The 16,628-nt window shown below is 74.4% G+C and carries 14 protein-coding genes; 6 read left to right on the top strand and 8 right to left on the bottom strand.

From position 1 onward, the window contains the following. Window positions 1-115 precede the first annotated feature (115 nt). From ACFYZ3_RS18670 to ACFYZ3_RS18660, 3 genes are read right to left on the bottom strand one after another with little or no spacing between them, the layout of a single operon-like run. Entirely contained in the window at window positions 116-2,602 is a 2,487-nt protein-coding gene (locus ACFYZ3_RS18670) for a xanthine dehydrogenase family protein molybdopterin-binding subunit (RefSeq protein ID WP_388518644.1), read from the bottom strand. Continuing rightward, on the bottom strand, window positions 2,599-3,195 hold the full coding sequence (locus ACFYZ3_RS18665) for a (2Fe-2S)-binding protein (protein WP_388518641.1): 597 nt from the start codon (window positions 3,193-3,195) through the stop codon (window positions 2,599-2,601). The genes ACFYZ3_RS18670 and ACFYZ3_RS18665 overlap by 4 nt, the downstream gene beginning before the upstream one ends. Continuing rightward, complete coding sequence (locus ACFYZ3_RS18660) at window positions 3,195-4,085, bottom strand: FAD binding domain-containing protein (protein WP_388518639.1); 891 nt, start codon at window positions 4,083-4,085, stop codon at window positions 3,195-3,197. The genes ACFYZ3_RS18665 and ACFYZ3_RS18660 overlap by 1 nt, the downstream gene beginning before the upstream one ends. 305 nt (window positions 4,086-4,390) lie before the next feature. Here ACFYZ3_RS18660 and ACFYZ3_RS18655 point away from each other — a divergent pair, with 305 nt between their 5' ends. Beyond that, window positions 4,391-6,100: a PucR family transcriptional regulator gene (locus ACFYZ3_RS18655; RefSeq protein WP_388518637.1), complete on the top strand. Its 1,710-nt coding sequence runs from the start codon at window positions 4,391-4,393 to the stop codon at window positions 6,098-6,100. A gap of 174 nt (window positions 6,101-6,274) precedes the next feature. After that, window positions 6,275-7,063 (top strand): hypothetical protein, encoded by a 789-nt coding sequence (locus tag ACFYZ3_RS18650; protein ID WP_388518634.1) that lies wholly within the window; start codon window positions 6,275-6,277, stop codon window positions 7,061-7,063. Window positions 7,064-7,085: 22 nt separating this feature from the next. On the opposite strand, the gene ACFYZ3_RS18645 is transcribed toward ACFYZ3_RS18650, so the two are convergent. From ACFYZ3_RS18645 to ACFYZ3_RS18630, 4 genes are all read right to left on the bottom strand, one after another. Continuing rightward, window positions 7,086-7,736, bottom strand: coding sequence for a hypothetical protein (locus ACFYZ3_RS18645; protein WP_388518632.1), 651 nt, complete (start codon window positions 7,734-7,736; stop codon window positions 7,086-7,088). A 1,056-nt stretch (window positions 7,737-8,792) separates the two neighbouring features. Next, a complete protein-coding gene (locus ACFYZ3_RS18640; protein WP_388518630.1) occupies window positions 8,793-9,617 on the bottom strand; it encodes a rod shape-determining protein in 825 nt (274 codons plus the stop codon). Next, window positions 9,614-9,994, bottom strand: a complete 381-nt coding sequence (locus ACFYZ3_RS18635; RefSeq protein ID WP_388518628.1) for a TraR/DksA family transcriptional regulator — start codon at window positions 9,992-9,994, stop codon at window positions 9,614-9,616. Before ACFYZ3_RS18635 ends, ACFYZ3_RS18640 begins: the two co-directional genes overlap by 4 nt. Before the next feature lie 58 nt (window positions 9,995-10,052). After that, window positions 10,053-10,379: a TraR/DksA C4-type zinc finger protein gene (locus ACFYZ3_RS18630; RefSeq protein WP_356859888.1), complete on the bottom strand. Its 327-nt coding sequence runs from the start codon at window positions 10,377-10,379 to the stop codon at window positions 10,053-10,055. A gap of 343 nt (window positions 10,380-10,722) precedes the next feature. On the opposite strand from ACFYZ3_RS18630, the gene ACFYZ3_RS18625 reads away from it, so the two are divergent. From ACFYZ3_RS18625 to secD, 4 genes are all read left to right on the top strand, one after another. After that, on the top strand, window positions 10,723-11,670 hold the full coding sequence (locus ACFYZ3_RS18625; protein WP_388518626.1) for a HAMP domain-containing sensor histidine kinase: 948 nt from the start codon (window positions 10,723-10,725) through the stop codon (window positions 11,668-11,670). Between the two features lie 8 nt (window positions 11,671-11,678). After that, on the top strand, window positions 11,679-12,494 hold the full coding sequence (locus ACFYZ3_RS18620; RefSeq protein ID WP_388518624.1) for a response regulator: 816 nt from the start codon (window positions 11,679-11,681) through the stop codon (window positions 12,492-12,494). A gap of 130 nt (window positions 12,495-12,624) precedes the next feature. Beyond that, window positions 12,625-13,011, top strand: coding sequence for a hypothetical protein (locus tag ACFYZ3_RS18615; RefSeq protein WP_388518622.1), 387 nt, complete (start codon window positions 12,625-12,627; stop codon window positions 13,009-13,011). Window positions 13,012-13,094: 83 nt separating this feature from the next. Continuing rightward, window positions 13,095-15,494, top strand: a complete 2,400-nt coding sequence (gene secD, locus ACFYZ3_RS18610) for a protein translocase subunit SecD (RefSeq protein ID WP_388518620.1) — start codon at window positions 13,095-13,097, stop codon at window positions 15,492-15,494. 198 nt (window positions 15,495-15,692) lie between these two features. Here the strand turns inward: secD and ACFYZ3_RS18605 are convergent, their stop codons facing one another. Then, window positions 15,693-16,502 (bottom strand): GntR family transcriptional regulator, encoded by an 810-nt coding sequence (locus ACFYZ3_RS18605; protein WP_388518618.1) that lies wholly within the window; start codon window positions 16,500-16,502, stop codon window positions 15,693-15,695. Window positions 16,503-16,628 lie beyond the last annotated feature (126 nt).

Genomic DNA, 16,628 nt, shown 5'->3' with positions numbered 1-16,628 from the left:
GGGGGACGGCCCGAGACGAACGCATGTGTGGTGGTACTGGTTGGTGCTGGTTAGTACTGGTTGGTACTGATTCGTGCTGATGATGCTGATTGGTTCGGACGGTACTGGTGGTGCTTCAAGTGCCGCGAGCGGAGCGGGACTTGGTCGGTGCTCCGGGCGGCGCGGAGGGTGTGACGTTCCGTGCGCCGCCCGGAGGGTCCTGGGGGTGTCGACCGGAGCCCGCCGTGCCGGTGAGGTGTTCCGGTCGTACGGGCGTGCGGTCGAGCGCCAGCCCGGTCGCCTCCCTGATGGCCGCGAGGACCGCCGGGGTGGACGACAGGGTGGGTGCCTCGCCGGCTCCGCGCAGCCCGTAGGGCGCGTGGTCGTCGGCGAGTTCGAGCACGTCGACCGGTAGGGCCGGCGTGTCGAGGATCGTGGGGAGGAGATAGTCCGTGAAGGACGGGTTCCTCACCTTCGCGGTCACGGGATCGACGACGATCTCCTCCATCACCGCGATGCCCAGGCCCTGGACGGTGCCGCCCTGGATCTGGCCGACCACGGAGAGCGGGTTCAGCGCCTTGCCGACGTCCTGGGCGCAGGCCAGCTCGATCACCTTGACCAGGCCCAGCTCGGTGTCGACCTCGACGACGGCGCGGTGCGCGGCGAAGGAGTACTGGACGTGGCCGTTGCCCTGTCCGGTGCGCAGGTCGAAGGGTTCGGTCGGCCGGTGCCGCCACTCCTCCTCGACCTCGACCGCGTCGTCCTCCAGGACGTCCACGAGGTCGGCGAGGACCTCGCCGCCGTCGGTGACGACCTTGCCGCCCTCCAGGAGGAGTCCGGCGGTGGCCCAGGCGGGGTGGTACGAGCCGAACCTGCGGCGGCCGATCTCCAGGACCTTCTCCCGCACCAGCTCGCAGGCGTGCTTCACGGCGCCGCCGGTGACGTACGTCTGCCGGGAGGCCGACGTCGAACCGGCGGAGCCCACCTGTGTGTCGGCGGGCCGGATGGTGACCTGGGTGACGCCCAGCTCGGTGCGGGCGATCTGCGCGTGGACGGTGACGCCGCCCTGGCCGACCTCCGCCATCGCCGTGTGCACGGTGACGACGGGGCGCCCGCCCGCGACCTCCAGGCGGACCCGGGCCGTGGAGTAGTCGTCGAAGCCCTCGGAGAAGCCGACGTTCTTGATGCCGACCGCGTAGCCGACGCCCCGTACGACGCCCTCGCCGTGCGTGGTGTTGGACAGGCCGCCGGGCAGCTGCCGTACGTCCGCGCCCTCGCTGGACTCCCACTGGCGCTCCGGAGGCATCGGCATCGCCTTGACGCGGCGCAGGAGTTCGGCGACCGGCGCCGGGGAGTCGACGGGCTGCCCCGTGGGCATGAGCGTGCCCTGCTCCATGGCGTTGATCCGGCGGAACTCCACGGGGTCCAGGCCGAGTTCCTTCGCCACCTTGTCCATCTGCGCCTCGTAGGCGAAGCACGCCTGGACCGCGCCGAAGCCGCGCATGGCGCCGCAGGGCGGGTTGTTGGAGTAGAGGGCGAGGGCCTCGATGTCCACGTCCTCGCACACGTACGGTCCGACCGACAGCGAGGCGGCGTTGCCGACGACCGCCGGGGAGGCGGAGGCGTAGGCACCGCCGTCCAGGACGATGCGGCACTTCACGTGGGTGAGCCGGCCGTCGCGGGTGGCGCCGTGCTCGTAGTGGAGCCGGGCCGGGTGGCGGTGGACGTGGCCGAAGAAGGACTCGAACCGGTTGTAGACGATCTTGACGGGTTTGCCGGTGCGCAGGGCGAGCAGGCAGGCGTGGATCTGCATCGACAGGTCCTCGCGCCCGCCGAAGGCCCCGCCGACGCCGGACAGCGTCATCCGCACCTTGTCCTCGGGCAGGCCGAGCACGGGGGCGATCTGGCGCAGGTCGGAGTGGAGCCACTGGGTGGCGATGTAGAGGTCGACGCCGCCGTCCTCGCCGGGCACCGCGAGACCCGACTCGGGGCCGAGGAAGGCCTGGTCCTGCATGCCGAAGTGGTAGTCGCCCTCGACGATCACGTCGGCGCGCCCGGCGGCCGCGGCGGCGTCGCCGCGCACGATCGGCTGGCGGTGCACGATGTTGGGGTGCGGGACGTGGGGGTTGTGGTGGTCGGTGCGGTTCTCGTGGACGAGGACCGCGTCGGGGGCGGTCGCGGAGGCCTCGTCGGTGACGAGGGGCAGTTCGCGGTACTCCACCTTGATCCTGGCGGCGGCGCGGCGCGCGGTCTCCGGGTGGTCGGCGGCGACGATCGCGACCGGTTCGCCGTGGTGGCGGACCTTGCCGTGGGCGAGGACCGGGGTGTCCCGGATCTCCAGCCCGTAGTGGCGCACGTCGGTGGGCAGGTCGTCGTAGGTCATGACGGCGTACACGCCGGGGGTGGCGAGCGCCTCGCCGGTGTCGATGGAGACGATCTCGGCGTGCGCGACGGTGGAGCGCAGGATCTGGCCCCAGAGCATGTCCTCGTGCCACATGTCGGACGCGTACGCGAACTCGCCGGTGACCTTGAGGACGCCGTCCGGGCGGAGCGTGGACTCGCCGATGCCGCCCCTGGTCGTGGAGCCCTGGGTGAGGCCGGTGGGTGCGCCGTTGGCGGTCATGCTCCGGCCCCCTCGCAGCGGCGGGCCGCGGCCAGGCGGACCGCGTCCATGATCTTCTCGTAGCCGGTGCAGCGGCACAGGTTGCCGGACAGGGCCTCGCGGATGTCCTCGTCGGTCGGGTCCGGGTGGCGCTCCAGCATCTCGTCGGCGGCGACCAGCAGCCCGGGCGTGCAGAAACCGCACTGGACGGCGCCGGCGTCGAGGAACGCCTGCTGGATCGGCGCCAGTTCGATGTTCTCGCCGGTCTGCGAGTCGGTGCCCCGGGCCTGCCACCGCCGGGCCTCGTCGAGCGAGGCGCTCTCGCCGGCGCGGGCACCCGTCGTGGTGCCGCCCTCGGCGCGCTGCCCGGCGTACTCGGCCAGGCCCTCGACGGTGACGACCTCGCGGCCCTCGGCCTGTCCGGCCGCGACCAGGCAGGAGCAGACCGGCACGCCGTCCAGGCGGACCGTGCAGGAGCCGCACTCGCCCTGTTCGCAGGCGTTCTTGGAGCCGGGCAGGCCCATCCGCTCGCGCAGCACGTACAGCAGGGACTCGCCCTCCCACACGTCGTCGGCCTCCTGCGGACGTCCGTTGACGGTGAAGTTGACGCGCATCACGCGGCTCCTTCCGTGGTGCGGCGGGCGCCGCGGTACGACTCCCAGGTCCAGGTGAGGGTCCGGCGGGCCATGACGCCGACCGCGTGGCGGCGGTAGTCCGCGGTGCCGCGGACGTCGTCGATGGGGTTGCAGGCGGCGGCGCACAGGTCCGCGAACCGTTTGACGGCCGACGGGGTGATGATCTTCCCGTTCTCCCAGAAGCCGCCCTCCTCCAGCGCCGCGTTCAGGAACTCCTCGGCGACCGTGGCCCGGACCGGGGTGGGCGCCGCCGAGCCGATGCCGGTGCGGACGGTACGGGTGGCGGGGTGCAGGGCGAGGCCGAAGGCGCACACGGCGATGACCATGGCGTTGCGGGTGCCGACCTTGGAGAACTGCTGCGGTCCGTCGGCCTTCCGGATGTGCACGGCGCGGATCAGCTCGTCGGGCTCCAGCGCGTTGCGCTTCACGCCGGTGTAGAACGCGTCGATCGGGATGCGGCGCACGCCGCGCACCGACTCGGCCTCGACCTCGGCACCGGCGGCGAGCAGCGCCGGGTGGGCGTCGCCGGCCGGGGACGCGGTGCCGAGGTTCCCGCCCACGCCGCCGCGGTTGCGGATCTGCGGGGAGGCGACGGTGTGCGAGGCGAGGGCGAGACCCGGCAGCTCGGTGCGCAGGTTCTCCATGATCCGGGTGTACGGCACGGAGGCACCGAGCCGTACGGAGGTCTCGCCGACCTCCCACTCGGCCAGGTCGCCGATGCGGCCCAGGTCCATGAGGTACTCGGGCCTGCGGTGGTCGAAGTTGATCTCGACCATCACGTCGGTACCGCCCGCGATCGGCACAGCGGTGGGGTGCTCGGCCTTCGCGGCGAGCGCCTCCTCCCAGCCGGCGGGGCGAAGGAAGTCCATGACCGGCTCTCTTCCTCGTCTGATCGGGGGTATGGGGACGATCGGGGGCGTACGGATCGAGCCATCTGCGGGTACGGGAGGCCCGGCTCGTTCATGTGCTGTTCACGTGGAATGGCCTCAGTACACCGTCGGGTACTCCACCAGGGTCAGTCGCAGAAACCATGAAGGAGTTGGCTGGCCAGGGCGGGCATCTTGTAGATTCGTATGAACGGAGGTGCTCATTTGCCTCCCTGTTCTCCTCTGGAATCGGGCGACACAGCCGCGTGACCTGGAACACTTCGAGACAAAGAACGGCGGCGACGAGAATGCGGCTGCGCGCACTGCTGGACACCGACGCGCTGGGCCTCAAGCTGCTCGGCGGCGAGGACGAGCTGGACCGCACGGTCCGGGGCGTGATGACCACCGACCTGCGCGACCCCAGCCGCTACCTCTCGGGCGGCGAACTGGTGCTCACCGGTCTGGCCTGGCGCCGCGGCGCCGCCGACTCCGAGCCGTTCGTCCGCCTCCTGGTGCAGGCCCAGGTGGCGGCGCTGGCCGCCGGTGAGGCGGAGCTGGGGGACGTGCCGGAGGACCTGGTGGTGGCGTGCGCGCGGCACCGGCTGCCGCTGTTCGCGGTGCACGAGTCGGTGGCCTTCGCGACGATCACCGAGCACGTCGTGCGCCAGGTGTCCGGCGAGCGGGCCGGGGACCTCGCGGCCGTGGTGGACCGGCACCGCCGGATGATGACCTCGGGACCGGCGGGCGGCGGCCCCGACGTGGTCCTGGACCTGCTCGGCTCCGACCTCGACCTGCGGGCGTGGGTACTCTCCCCCACCGGGCGGCAGGTCGCCGGGCCGAAGGACGCGGAGCCCGCGCTCTTGGCGCAGGTGTGCGCCGAGCTGGCGGCCGAGCACCTCGCGGCCACCCGCACGGGCCGGCGCGCGCCGCACCGGGTGACCGTGGGCGCGACGACGTACAGCCTCTTCCCGGTACGCGGCCGGGGACAGCCCCCGGTCACGCCGCCCGGCGCGCGTTCCCCGCAGGGCGCCGGTGCGGGGCGCGACGTGCGCGAGACGGTGCTGTCCGACTGGCTGCTGGTGGTGGAGGCGGACGCCGGGGACTGGGCCGAGGAGCGCCTCGACCTGCTGTACGGCGTCACCCAGCTGATCGCGGTCGAGCGGGACCGGCGGGACGCGGCGCGCACGGTGCGGCGGCGGCTGGCCCAGGAGGTCCTGGAACTGGTGCAGACGGGCGCCGCGCCGGCCGAGATCGCGGCCCGGCTCCGGGTGGCGGCGCCGGTGCTGCTGCCGGGCCTCGGCGCCGCGCCGCACTGGCAGGTCGTGGTGGCCCGGGTGGAGTGGGAGGACGGCGACGAGCAGACCGGGCGGGTCGCGCAGACCCTGCTGGAGGAGATCCTCGTCGACCCGCACGCCACCGGGCCCGAGCAGTCGGACCGTATCGCCGTGGCGCACACCGGTGAGGAGGCCGTCGCTCTGGTACCGCTGCCCGCGGTCTCCAGCGAGCACGACGGCTCCGAGGCGGGGGTCCTCGCGGAAGCGCTGCTCGCGTCCGTACGGGAGCCGCTGGCGGCGGGGCTGGACGGCGACGGGCGGGTCACGCTCGGCGTCAGCGCGGCCGTGCACTCGGCGGAGGGACTGCGCGGGGCGCTGGAGGAGGCCCGGCACGCGCGCCGGGTGGCCGCGGCCCGCCCCGGCCGGGTCTGCGCGGCCGGCCACCAGGAGCTGGCCTCGCACGTGCTGCTGCTCCCCTTCGTCCCCGACGACGTGCGGCGGGCCTTCACCGCCCGGCTGCTGGACCCGCTGCGGGACTACGACCGCCGCCACCGCGCCGAGCTGATTCCGACGCTGGAGGCGTTCCTCGACAGCGACGGATCCTGGACGCGCTGCGCGAACCGGCTGCACCTGCACGTCAACACGCTGCGCTACCGCGTCGGGCGGATCGAGCAGTTGACGGGGCGTGACCTGTCGCGCCTGGAGGACAAGCTGGACTTCTTCCTGGCCCTGCGGATGAGCTGAGGCCCGCGGGGTCCGCGGAGGGCGCCGGAGGGCCCGGCGCGTTCCCAAACCTCGGCGGGCCGAAGTCCACGACTTTGTGAAAACTTTCACCCATCCCCTTGGCCGGGCCGCCGGATCCGTGCTGAGATGCGGCCACCACTCGAGAGCTCGATGGCGTGCTAAGGGGAGGGCGACGTGGCGCATTCCGCCATGGCTGGTTCTGGCTGGGGAACGACCGAAGGTGACGATCCGCTCCAGACCGCGGTATGGCGGTTGCGCTCGCGCGGCTGCTGGGCCGACGCGGCCGCCCTGCTGGAGCCGGCCGCCGCGGACACCGCCTTGCAGCGGACCGCGCTGCTGGTGGAGCGGTGCCTGTACACCGAGCAGGGCTGGGCCGAGGCCGAGGACGCGCTGCGCACCGCGGAGGCCCTGGCGCACACCGACGACGAGCGCGGGGCCGCCGCCTGCGAACGGGGGCAGCTCGCCTACGCCGCCACGGTGCACGGGGTGCGCGACCGGGCCGACGAGGCGCGGGCCGCGCTCGGGCGGGCGGCGGCGCTGATCGCGCCGGGGGCCGGGGGGCGGGCGCTGCTGGACTTCCGGCGCGGGCTGCTCGCGGAGAACCTGACCCGCTCGCCGCAGGCCGCCCGCGCGGCGTACCGGCGGGCCCACGCCGGTGCCACCGCGCACGCCGACCCGCTGCTCCAGTCCTTCACCTGGCGGCATCTGGCCGGACTCGCCCTGCGGGAGGGCGAACTGGCCGAGGCGCGGCACGGTTTCGCGGAGTCGCTGCGCATCCGCGAGGAGCTGGGGTACCTCGTCGGCACGGCCCCGGCGCTGGCCTCGCTCGCGGACGCCGAGTCGGAGCCGGAGGCGTCCCGGCTGCGGGAGGAGGCGCGGCGGCTGTTCCGGCTGCTGGGCGGCGTACCGACGTGGCTGGCGCGGCAGTTGGCTCCGCCGACGGCGGGCGCGGCGACGGCGTGAGCGGCCCGCGCCCGGTCGGACGTCACGGGTGTCTGCTCCAGCGCGGGGCCGTGTTGGCCCAGGCCGCGTCCCACTGGGCGAGGTTGCGCCGGTGCAGCACGAGGCCGGTGGCGGCGTGCGCCGCGAGGCCGGTGATGACGACGCCCAGGAAGGCGAGGATCGCCCAGCCCATGGTGCGGCTGCGGATCTGCTCCGCGGTCAGCGGCGGCTCGGTGATCCGGCCGTCGTCGTCGACCCAGACCAGGACCGTACTGTCCGCCGGCAGCCCCGGTTCGACCTCGGTCGTGCCGGTGCGGGACGCTCCGTCCGGGCCGGTGAAGCGGACCGGGACCGGGTAGCGGGTCTTCTTCGCCTCGTCCGACCCCGGCTCGGGATGGCGCGGGGCGTCGTGGGTCAGGACCGCGGGGCGATGGTCCCGGGTCCGCGCCTCGTGGTCGGCGGTGCTCCGGTAGTGCCGGTACGCGCTGTCGCCGACCCCGAACATCGCGGCCGGAGCCGCCACCAGCACGGCGAGCACGAGCCCGAGCGAGACCCACGCCCGCAGCCGGTCGCTCGGCCGCCGCAGCGGGTTGCGCCGCCACCGCCACAACAGGAGATACGGGTACCGTCCGCGACCGGGGTCGGGATCGGGAACGGCGGGTGGTGGCTGGGCCTGAGGGATCTCTCCGGCCACGGGGTGCCTCCTTCCTGGGACGGGGCGCTTGCCGAGTCGGGTCGGGTCGGGTCGGGTCGCACGGTCACCCGCGAGACACACGGGGTACGGCCGACGCCGGGGCGGACGCCGACCGCACGAAACGGGGACGGGGGACGGAGGACGGGGGACGGGTTGGGAACGGGGCGAGTACGAGTACGAGGACGGAGCGGGGGCGGGACCGGGGGACGGGGGACGGGGGCGGCTTGCGGGAGAAGGGGTGCGGTGCTTCCGGTCCGGCGGGCCGGGCGAGCGGAGGCCCGGCCCGCCGGACGGCTGGTGCCGACCCCGCCCGACGGGTGACGGACGCCGGAACCTCCGGACCGGGCCCGACGGCCGGCATCCCACGCCGGTGCCGGTGCCGGTGCCGTGCCGTGGCCACGGAACCGGTTCCGGTCCCCGTGCCGCGGCCGGTACGGGCGGCGCCTGTCTCCCGGGGTGGGTGGCCGGGCCCCGGCCCGCCGGACGGCTGGTGCCGACCCCGCCCGACGGGTGACGGACGCCGGAGCCTCCGGACCGGGCCCGACGGCCGGCATCCCACGCCGGTGCCGGTGCCGCGCCGTGGCCACGGAACCGGTTCCGGCACCCGGTCCCCGTGCCGCGGCCAGTACGGGCGGCGCCTGTCTCCCGAGGTGGGTGGCCGGGCCCCGGCCCGCCGGACGGCTGGTGCCGACCCCGCCCGACGGGTGACGGACGCCGGAACCTCCGGACCGGGCCCGACGGCCGGCGTCCCACGCCGGTGCCGGTGCCGTGACCCCGGACCAGGACCTGCCCGGCACGAAGCGGTGCGAGCGCCCCCTCCGGCAGAGCAGCCCCGCCCCACGGACGGACGACCGACACCCTCGGCACCCGACCCGACCCCCGGCGCACCGGAAGACGGACGCGCGACCCGGACCGACCCGGTACCGCAGCGGAGCGAGCGACCCCGCCGGCGGACCGGCCCCGTCCCACGGACGGACGACCGACACCTCGACACCAGCCCGCCCACCGGCGGACCGGAAGACGGACCGGCGACCCGGGCGCCGGCCCGGCGCCGGATCAGTGCGGGTGGCCGTCCGGTGGGTCCGTGCCCGTGGTCGACGGGTGGCTGTGCGCGGCCTCCAGGAGCTTCGCGGCGCCGCGGACGGCCGCCGTGTGCGGTGCGGGCACCGCGCGCAGCGGCACGTGCAGCCGGTCGGCCAGCCGGCAGGTGATCTCGGGGCGCAGCGCGCCCCCGCCGGCCAGCAGCGGTCCCCGGCCGAGCGCCTCGACCGCGAGGGACGTGCCGTCCTGGCGCAGCATCGAGGTCGTCATGTCGGCCAGCGCCTCGCCGATCCGCGCGGAGGGGGTCGCGTCGTCGATGTCCCCCGTGCCGAGCGCCGTGCGGCGGGCGTCGAAGACGGCGCCGTCCACCAGGAGCACCACCTCCGTGAGATGGGCGCCGATGTCCATCACGAGCAGCGGCCGGGTCAGGTCGGCGCCCGCCGCGAGGGCCACGGCCCGCGCGCTGGGCACGGTCAGCACACTGCGCGGGCGCAGCACCTCCACGGCCGTACGGGCCTCGGTCCGGTAGGCCAGCCCGTCGAGGACCGGCGCGGTCACCACGACCACCGGACGGGCGAAGCGGGGCAGCCGGTGGCCCAGCAGCCGGTCGAGCATCCGGGCCGTGCCCTGGGTGTCGACGATGGAGCCGCGCTGGATGGGGTACACCGCGCCCGCGCCGGGGAAGGTCACCGTCGGCACGTCGAGGATCATCCCGCGCCCAGCGACCCAGGCGCGGGTACGGGCGCTGCCCATGTCGAGGGCGACGCCGCTGCACTGCCGGCACAGCGGCCAGGGCCGGTGCCGGGACAGGGCGGCCCGGGGCCGCCGGAGCACGGTCATCGTCCGGCCTCCCGCACCTGCTGGCAGCGGGCGCAGTAGCGGGCCTGCGGCACGATCATCAGGCGTTCGCGGTCGATGGCGCGCCGGCACAGATGACAACAGCCGTAACGGCCCTCGGCGATGCGGTCGAGCGCCGCTTCCACGTCGGCGAGGACCATGCGTGCGGAGGCCGCCAGCTTGACCCGGACCTCGGTCCGAGCGGCGGACCGCCGCAGGATCGGCTCGTCGGTGCGGGACGGGTACGCCGCGATCTGCCGCAGTTGCTCCTCGCGGAACAGCCGTTGCTCCCGGAGGTTGTCCCGGAGCGCGGCGAGGTCCTCGGGCGACAGGGGCGACAGACGCGTGTCGCGGTCGCCGATGATCTGGTTGTTCACCACTTCACCCCTTGGGCAGGGCGGGAGGGACGGTACTGGACGGGACGGCGGGACAGGGCCGTCAGGTGGCGGCGCGGCGCTGGCAGGCGACGCAGTACCGCGTGTAGGGAAGGATCTCCAGGCGCTCCCCCGGTACGGGCTTGCCGCAGCCCAGGCAGGCGCCGTAGGTGCCGTCCTCGACCCGGGCGAAGGCCTCGTCGATCTCCTTGAGCACCCGCTCGATCGCGGCCTTCTGCGCGGACATCAGCTGGTCGTCCGCCTGGCCGCTCTCGGCGAGGGCCTGAAGCTGGGTGACGCGGGTGTTGCGGGCGTGTTCGAGGCGCTGGCGCGCCTCGTGAGCGGTCAGCCGCTCAGGGCGGGGTTCGATGCGGGAGGCGTCGAGCGACACGGTGAGGGGTCCTTTTCTCGGAAGGTTCTGCGGGTATGCCGAGTGCCGGGCCGATCGGACCCGGTCATCCTCAACCCTGGCCGGGCCGCCCGCCGAAACCCATCGGGCGCAGGACCCATTTGCCCGGGGGTGCGGGATCCACTCGGCGGTACGCCGGGGCGGCCATATGGGTATGCCGCGGGCCGGAAATGGGGGTCGGGCCCCATCGACCGGACGGGTCCGCGAGGGGCACGCTGGTCGCTTGCTCGGTCGCTACCTGGGCCGCAGCTCCCACCGAGGGTGCGCGATGACCGACAGTAGAGGCGTACCAAGTCGACACGTCGCCGAAGGAGGCGTACCCCCGGTGTCCCTGTTCTGGCGGATCTTCGGGCTCAACGCGGTGGTGCTGGGCTTCGCCACGGCGCTGCTGCTGTGGGCTCCGGTGACCGTCTCCGTGCCGATCCTGCTGACCGAGGCCGTCGTCCTCGTGGTCGGCATGGGCGTCATGCTGGTGGCCAACGGCGCCCTGCTGCGCTGGGGCCTGGCGCCGCTGGAGCGGCTCACCAAGCTGATGACCACCGTCGACCTGCTGCGCCCCGGTCAACGGCTGCCGATCTCCGGGGGCGGCGAGGTCCCGGAGCTGATCCGCACCTTCAACGCCATGCTGGACCGCCTGGAGAACGAGCGGGCCACCAGCAGTGCCCGCGTCCTGCTCGCCCAGGAGGCGGAGCGGCGCCGCATCGCCCAGGAGCTGCACGACGAGGTCGGGCAGAGCATGACCGCGATCCTGCTGGTCCTGGGGCGTGCCGCGGACGACGCCGAGGAGCCGCTGCGCGACGAGCTGCACCAGGCGCAGGAGATCACCCGGGAGAGCCTGGACGAGGTCCGCCGCCTGGTGCGCCGGCTGCGGCCCGGCGTCCTGGACGACCTCGGCCTGATCAGCGCGCTGTCCTCGCTCACGCACGACTTCGCCACCCACACCGGGCTGCGGGTGGTGCGCCGTTTCGACGCCGATCTGCCGGTCCTGGACCACGAGACGGAGCTGGTCCTCTACCGGGTGGCGCAGGAGAGCCTGACCAACGCCGCCCGCCACGCGGACGCCGAGCGCCTGGAGGTGGGCCTGGCCGGCGCCGACGGCGCGGTGACGCTCACCGTCGCCGACGACGGGCGCGGCATCGAGGCGGCGCACGAGGGCGCCGGCATCCGCGGCATGCGGGAACGGGCCCTGCTCATCGGGGCCGCCCTCGACATCACGTCGGCACCCGGCGCCGGCACCCGCATCCGGCTCACCGCACCCCTTCCCAGGAAGTAGCCCCGACCATGTCCGACCCGTCCCTGCCCGAGCCGTCCGCGCCGAACGCCTACCGCCGCCCCGCCGACGCGTCCACGACGCCCCAGTCCACGACGAGGTCCACGCCGTCCGCGACGTCCACTTCGTCCGCGTCGCCCACGACGTCCGCGTACGGCACGCCCCCGGCGTCCGCCCCGCCGAAGATCCGCATCCTGCTCGCCGACGACCACGCGCTGGTGCGTCGCGGTGTGCGCCTCATCCTCGACCGGGAGCCGGACCTGGAGGTGGTGGCCGAGGCCGGGGACGGCGCGGAGGCCATCGACATGGCGCGGGCCCACGAGGCCGACCTCGCGGTCCTGGACATCGCGATGCCGCGCCTCACCGGTCTCCAGGCGGCCCGCGAACTGGCCGCGCTGAAGCCGGGGCTGCGCATCCTGATGCTGACGATGCACGACAACGAGCAGTACCTGTTCCAGGCGCTGAAGTCGGGGGCCTGCGGATACGTGCTCAAGTCGGTCGCCGACCGGGACCTGGTCGCCGCCTGCCGCGCCGCGATGCGCGACGAGCCCTTCCTGTACCCGGGCGCGGTGACCGCGCTCATCCGCAACTACCTCGACCGGGTGCGGCACGGCGAGGAGACCTCCGACCACATCCTCACGCCGCGCGAGGAGGAGGTCCTCAAGCTCGTCGCCGAGGGCCACTCCTCGAAGGAGATCGCCGAGATCCTCTTCATCAGCATCAAGACCGTCCAGCGGCACCGGGCGAACCTGCTGCAGAAGCTCGGCCTGCGCGACCGCCTGGAGCTGACCCGGTACGCCATCCGCGCCGGGCTCATCGAACCCTGACGGTCCCCCGAACCGCCCGTGGCTCTGGCCGCCCACTCCCCGGCCGGAGCCCCGGGCTCCTCCCCTCGGCCGACCCCGGCAAGATCCAAGCGACATCCCCTGACTCACCCACCACGGAAGGGAACGGTGCATGCGCCACCGGCTCGCGACGGTGCTCACGGTGCTGCTGGCCGTTCTGCTGCCGCTGGTCCCGGCCTGGCCCGCGGCCGGCGCCCGGGTGGGCCCCAGCGGTCCCCTCGTGGCCGCCGCGGCCACGGCCGTGCCCCATCCGGCCCTCGACCTCCACGCGGACGACGGCTGTACGCCGATCTGCGCCGCCCAGCCCCGGGCCCGGCACGACCACCTGGCCGAGCGCCCGACGGCACCCGACCACCACGCGGCCACCGCGGCGCGCGACGCGGGTTCCGCCCCCGGTGCCCATGCGCGGACCTCGGCCACGCCCGGTCCGGTACCGGTCTCCCCCGGCCGCACCGGCCACGACAGCGGCCGGGCGCCGCCCGTCTCCTCCGGCAGCTGAGACGCACACCCCGACCACCCGTCACCTTCTTCCGCCGCGGCCGCGCTCGGCCGCCGCCGCGGCGTGCCCGCCGGAGGCCCGTCTTGAAACGCTCCCGTCCCCCTTCCCGCTCCCGCTCCCGTACGCGGTCCCGTTCCCGTTCCCTGAACGTCCGCGCGCTCCTCGCGCTCGCCGTGCTGGCCGGGGCCGTGGCCATCGCCCTGACCATGCCGGTCCGCCTCGGACTCGACCTGCGCGGCGGCACCCAGATCGTCCTGGAGACCAAGTCCACCGAGACCACCAAGGCCGACCGGGAGGCCACCGACCGCACCGTGGAGGTGCTGCGCGGCCGCATCGACGCCCTCGGTGTCGCCGAACCGACCATCGTCCGCTCCGGCGAGAACCGCGTCGTCGTCGAGCTGCCCGGCGTGCAGGACCCCAAGAAGGCCGCCGACGTACTCGGCCGCACCGCGCAGCTCACCGTCCACTCGGTGCTCGGTCCGGCGGAGAGCCCCGGCGACGGGGCCGACGGGACGGCGGCCGAGGACGGTGCGGACGGCGAGCGGGTACTGCCGGACGAGTCCGGGCAGTCGCTGCGGCTGAAGGACGCCACGCTGACCGGGCAGGACGTCAAGGGCGCCGACGCCCGCTTCGACCAGCAGAACGGCGCGGGCTGGCACGTCACCGTCGACTTCAAGGACGCCGGCAGCGACCGGTGGGCCCAGGTGACCGGCGAGGCGGCCTGCCATCCGGCCGGTGATCCCCAGCGCCGGGTCGCCATCGTGCTCGACGACAAGATCATCTCTTCGCCGCAGGTCGACCCCTCCGTGGCCTGCGGGGCGGGCATCACCGGGGGCTCCACACAGATCACCGGCTCCTTCGACGACGCGGAGGCCCGCGAACTGGCCCTGCTCGTCAAGGGCGGCGCCCTGCCCGTGCCGGTCGAGACGATCGAGCAGCGCACCATCGGCGCCACCCTCGGCGACGAGGCCATCTCGGCCGGCGCCTGGGCCGCCGTCATCGGCACCGCGCTGACCGCGCTGTTCATCATCGTCGTCTACCGGCTGATGGGCGCCCTCGCGACGGTGGCCCTGCTCTGCTACGGCCTGATCTCCTACGCCGCCCTGGCCGCGGTCGGCGCGACCCTCACCCTGCCGGGCCTCGCGGGCTTCGTACTGGCGATCGGCATGGCGGTGGACGCCAACGTCCTCGTCTTCGAGCGGGCCCGCGAGGAACAGGCGGCCCGGACCCGTCCCAGTACGCGCTCCGCGCTGACCGCCGGATTCCGCAGCGCCTTCAGCGCGATCGCCGACTCGAACATCACCACGCTGATCGCCGCCGCCCTGCTGTTCTTCCTGGCCTCCGGCCCCGTGAAGGGCTTCGGCGTCACCCTGGGCATCGGTGTGCTGGCCTCGATGGTCAGCGCCCTGGTGATCACCCGGGTGCTGGCCGAGTTCGCCGCGAGCCGCCCGGCCGTCTACCGCCGCCCCCGCATCACCGGCATCTCCACGACCGGCCCGGTCCGCGACGCCCTGCTGCGCCGCAACCCCTTCCTGATGCGCCGGCCGCGCCGCTGGCTGGCGGCCTCGCTGGTCGTCCTCGTGGTGGCGGGCTCCGGCATCCTGGTGCGGGGCCTGAACTTCGGCATCGAGTTCACCGGCGGGCGGCTCATCGAGTACTCCACCGCCACCCAGGTCGATCCCGACCGGGCCCGGGACGCGCTCGCCGACGCGGGCTTCCCGCGCGCCGTCGTCCAGTCCTCCGGCGACGGCGACCTCACGGTGCGCACGGAGGAGCTGACCGACGCCGAGGCGGCGACCGTCACGAAGGCCGTCGCCGCCCTGGGCGGCGAGACGGAGAAGGTCCGCGACGAGCTGATCGGCCCGAGCCTCGGCGAGGAACTGCGCCGGGACGCCCTGATCGCCCTCGGCCTGGCGCTGGCCGCGCAGCTGGCGTACCTGGCGGTCCGGTTCCGCCTGCTGTTCGGCACGGCGGCGGTCGGCGCCCTCGCCCACGACGTGGTCATTCTGGTCGGTGTGTTCGCCTGGCTGGGCAAGCCGATCGACGGGGTGTTCCTGGCCGCGCTGCTGACCGTGATCGGCTACTCGGTCAACGACTCGGTGGTGCTCTTCGACCGCATCCGGGAACTGCTGGGCAAGGAACGCAAGACACCGTTCGACCGGCTCACCAACGACGCGATCCTGCAGACCCTGCCGCGCACGGTCAACACCGGCATGGGCGCGGTGCTCATCCTGGCCTCGCTGGCGGTCCTGGCCGACGACTCGCTCACCGACTTCGCGCTCGCGCTGCTCATCGGCGTGGGGGTCGGCACGTACTCGTCGGTCTTCACCGCCTCTCCGCTGGCCATCGAGCTGCACAACCGCGACGCCGCCGGTTCCCGCCCCGGGCGCCGCAAGGGCGGCAGGGCCCGCGCCACGGGGAAGTCCGAGAAGCCGGGGAAGCAGGTACCCACGAGCCGCACGGAACGGCAGGAGGTCCGGTAGCGGCGGGCAGACAGGCCCTGGCCCTCGGCGCTCGCCGCCGCTGCGGGCAGTCGTGCCTCCCCCAGTGCCTGAACGGCCTGGGAGGTACCCCCAGGGCGGCACGGGTGGGCGGTGGGGGTACCTCCCGCTCGAGCGGAGCCGAGAGTGGGGGAGGCACCCGGCAGGCGCCGGCGAGCGCACCCGCCTCGGGCCTCCGGCTCACGACGTGGCCGTGAAGTGATCCCCTACCAGGGCCCGCACCGTCTCCGGGTCGCCGGCGATCAGCGCGTCCAGCATCGCGGTGTGCTGGTGTGCGTCGGCGACCAGGTCGGCCCGGCCGCGCACGGAGGGCGAGCCGGCCGGCGGCCCCTGGGCGCGGCGGTGCACGTCACCGGCGATCCGGACGAGCTGTTCGTTGCCGGCCAGCGCGAGCACGGCGCGGTGGAAGGCGCGGTCGGCCTCGGCGTAGGTGGCCGGGCAGCCGGAGGAGGCGGCCCGGACGGTGGCCTCGGCGAGGGGCCGCAGCTCCGCCCAGTGCTCGGCGGGCACCGTGCGGGCCAGCCGGAGCCACACCGGGACCTCGATCAGGGCCCGGACCTCGGCCAGCTCGGCCAGCTCGCGGTCACCGCGTTCGAGGACGCGGAAGCCCCGGTTGGGGACGACCTCGACGGCGCCCTCCAGGGCGAGCTGCTGCATGGCCTCCCGCACGGGTGTGGCCGAGACGCCGAACCGCTCGCCGAGCACCGGCGCCGAGTAGACCTCGCCGGGCCGCAGTTCACCGGTGACCAGCGCGGAGCGCAGGGCGTCGAGGATCTGGCCGCGCACGGAGGAACGCTGGACGAGGGCGCGCGGGCGGGGCGTCGGCGCTTCGCCGTGGGTGTGCTCGCCGCGCGCCGGGCCGTCCGGCTCCTCACCGCGGGGGGCCCGGTCCCGTGCCCTGTCCGCCGCTCCCGGCTGCACCGGGATCCGCACCGCTCCGGCCGCCGCACCCGTACCCGTACCTGCGGCGCCCTGCGCGCTGTGCTTCACGGGTCCTCCTGCGGGACGTGTCGGTACTTGGGGTCATTACGGCGGGTTGTCACCTGTCCGTCAAGCACCATAAGCGCAGGGGCCGTCAGTTCAAATCCCGAACATGTTGGGTAAGGTAAGGCTTAC

Origin of the sequence: Streptomyces sp. NPDC001599, assembly GCF_042893535.1 — a bacterium.
Lineage (GTDB): Bacteria > Actinomycetota > Actinomycetes > Streptomycetales > Streptomycetaceae > Streptomyces.
The sequence above is the reverse complement of the archived record's forward strand: the minus strand, read 5'-3'. Positions and strand labels throughout refer to the sequence as shown.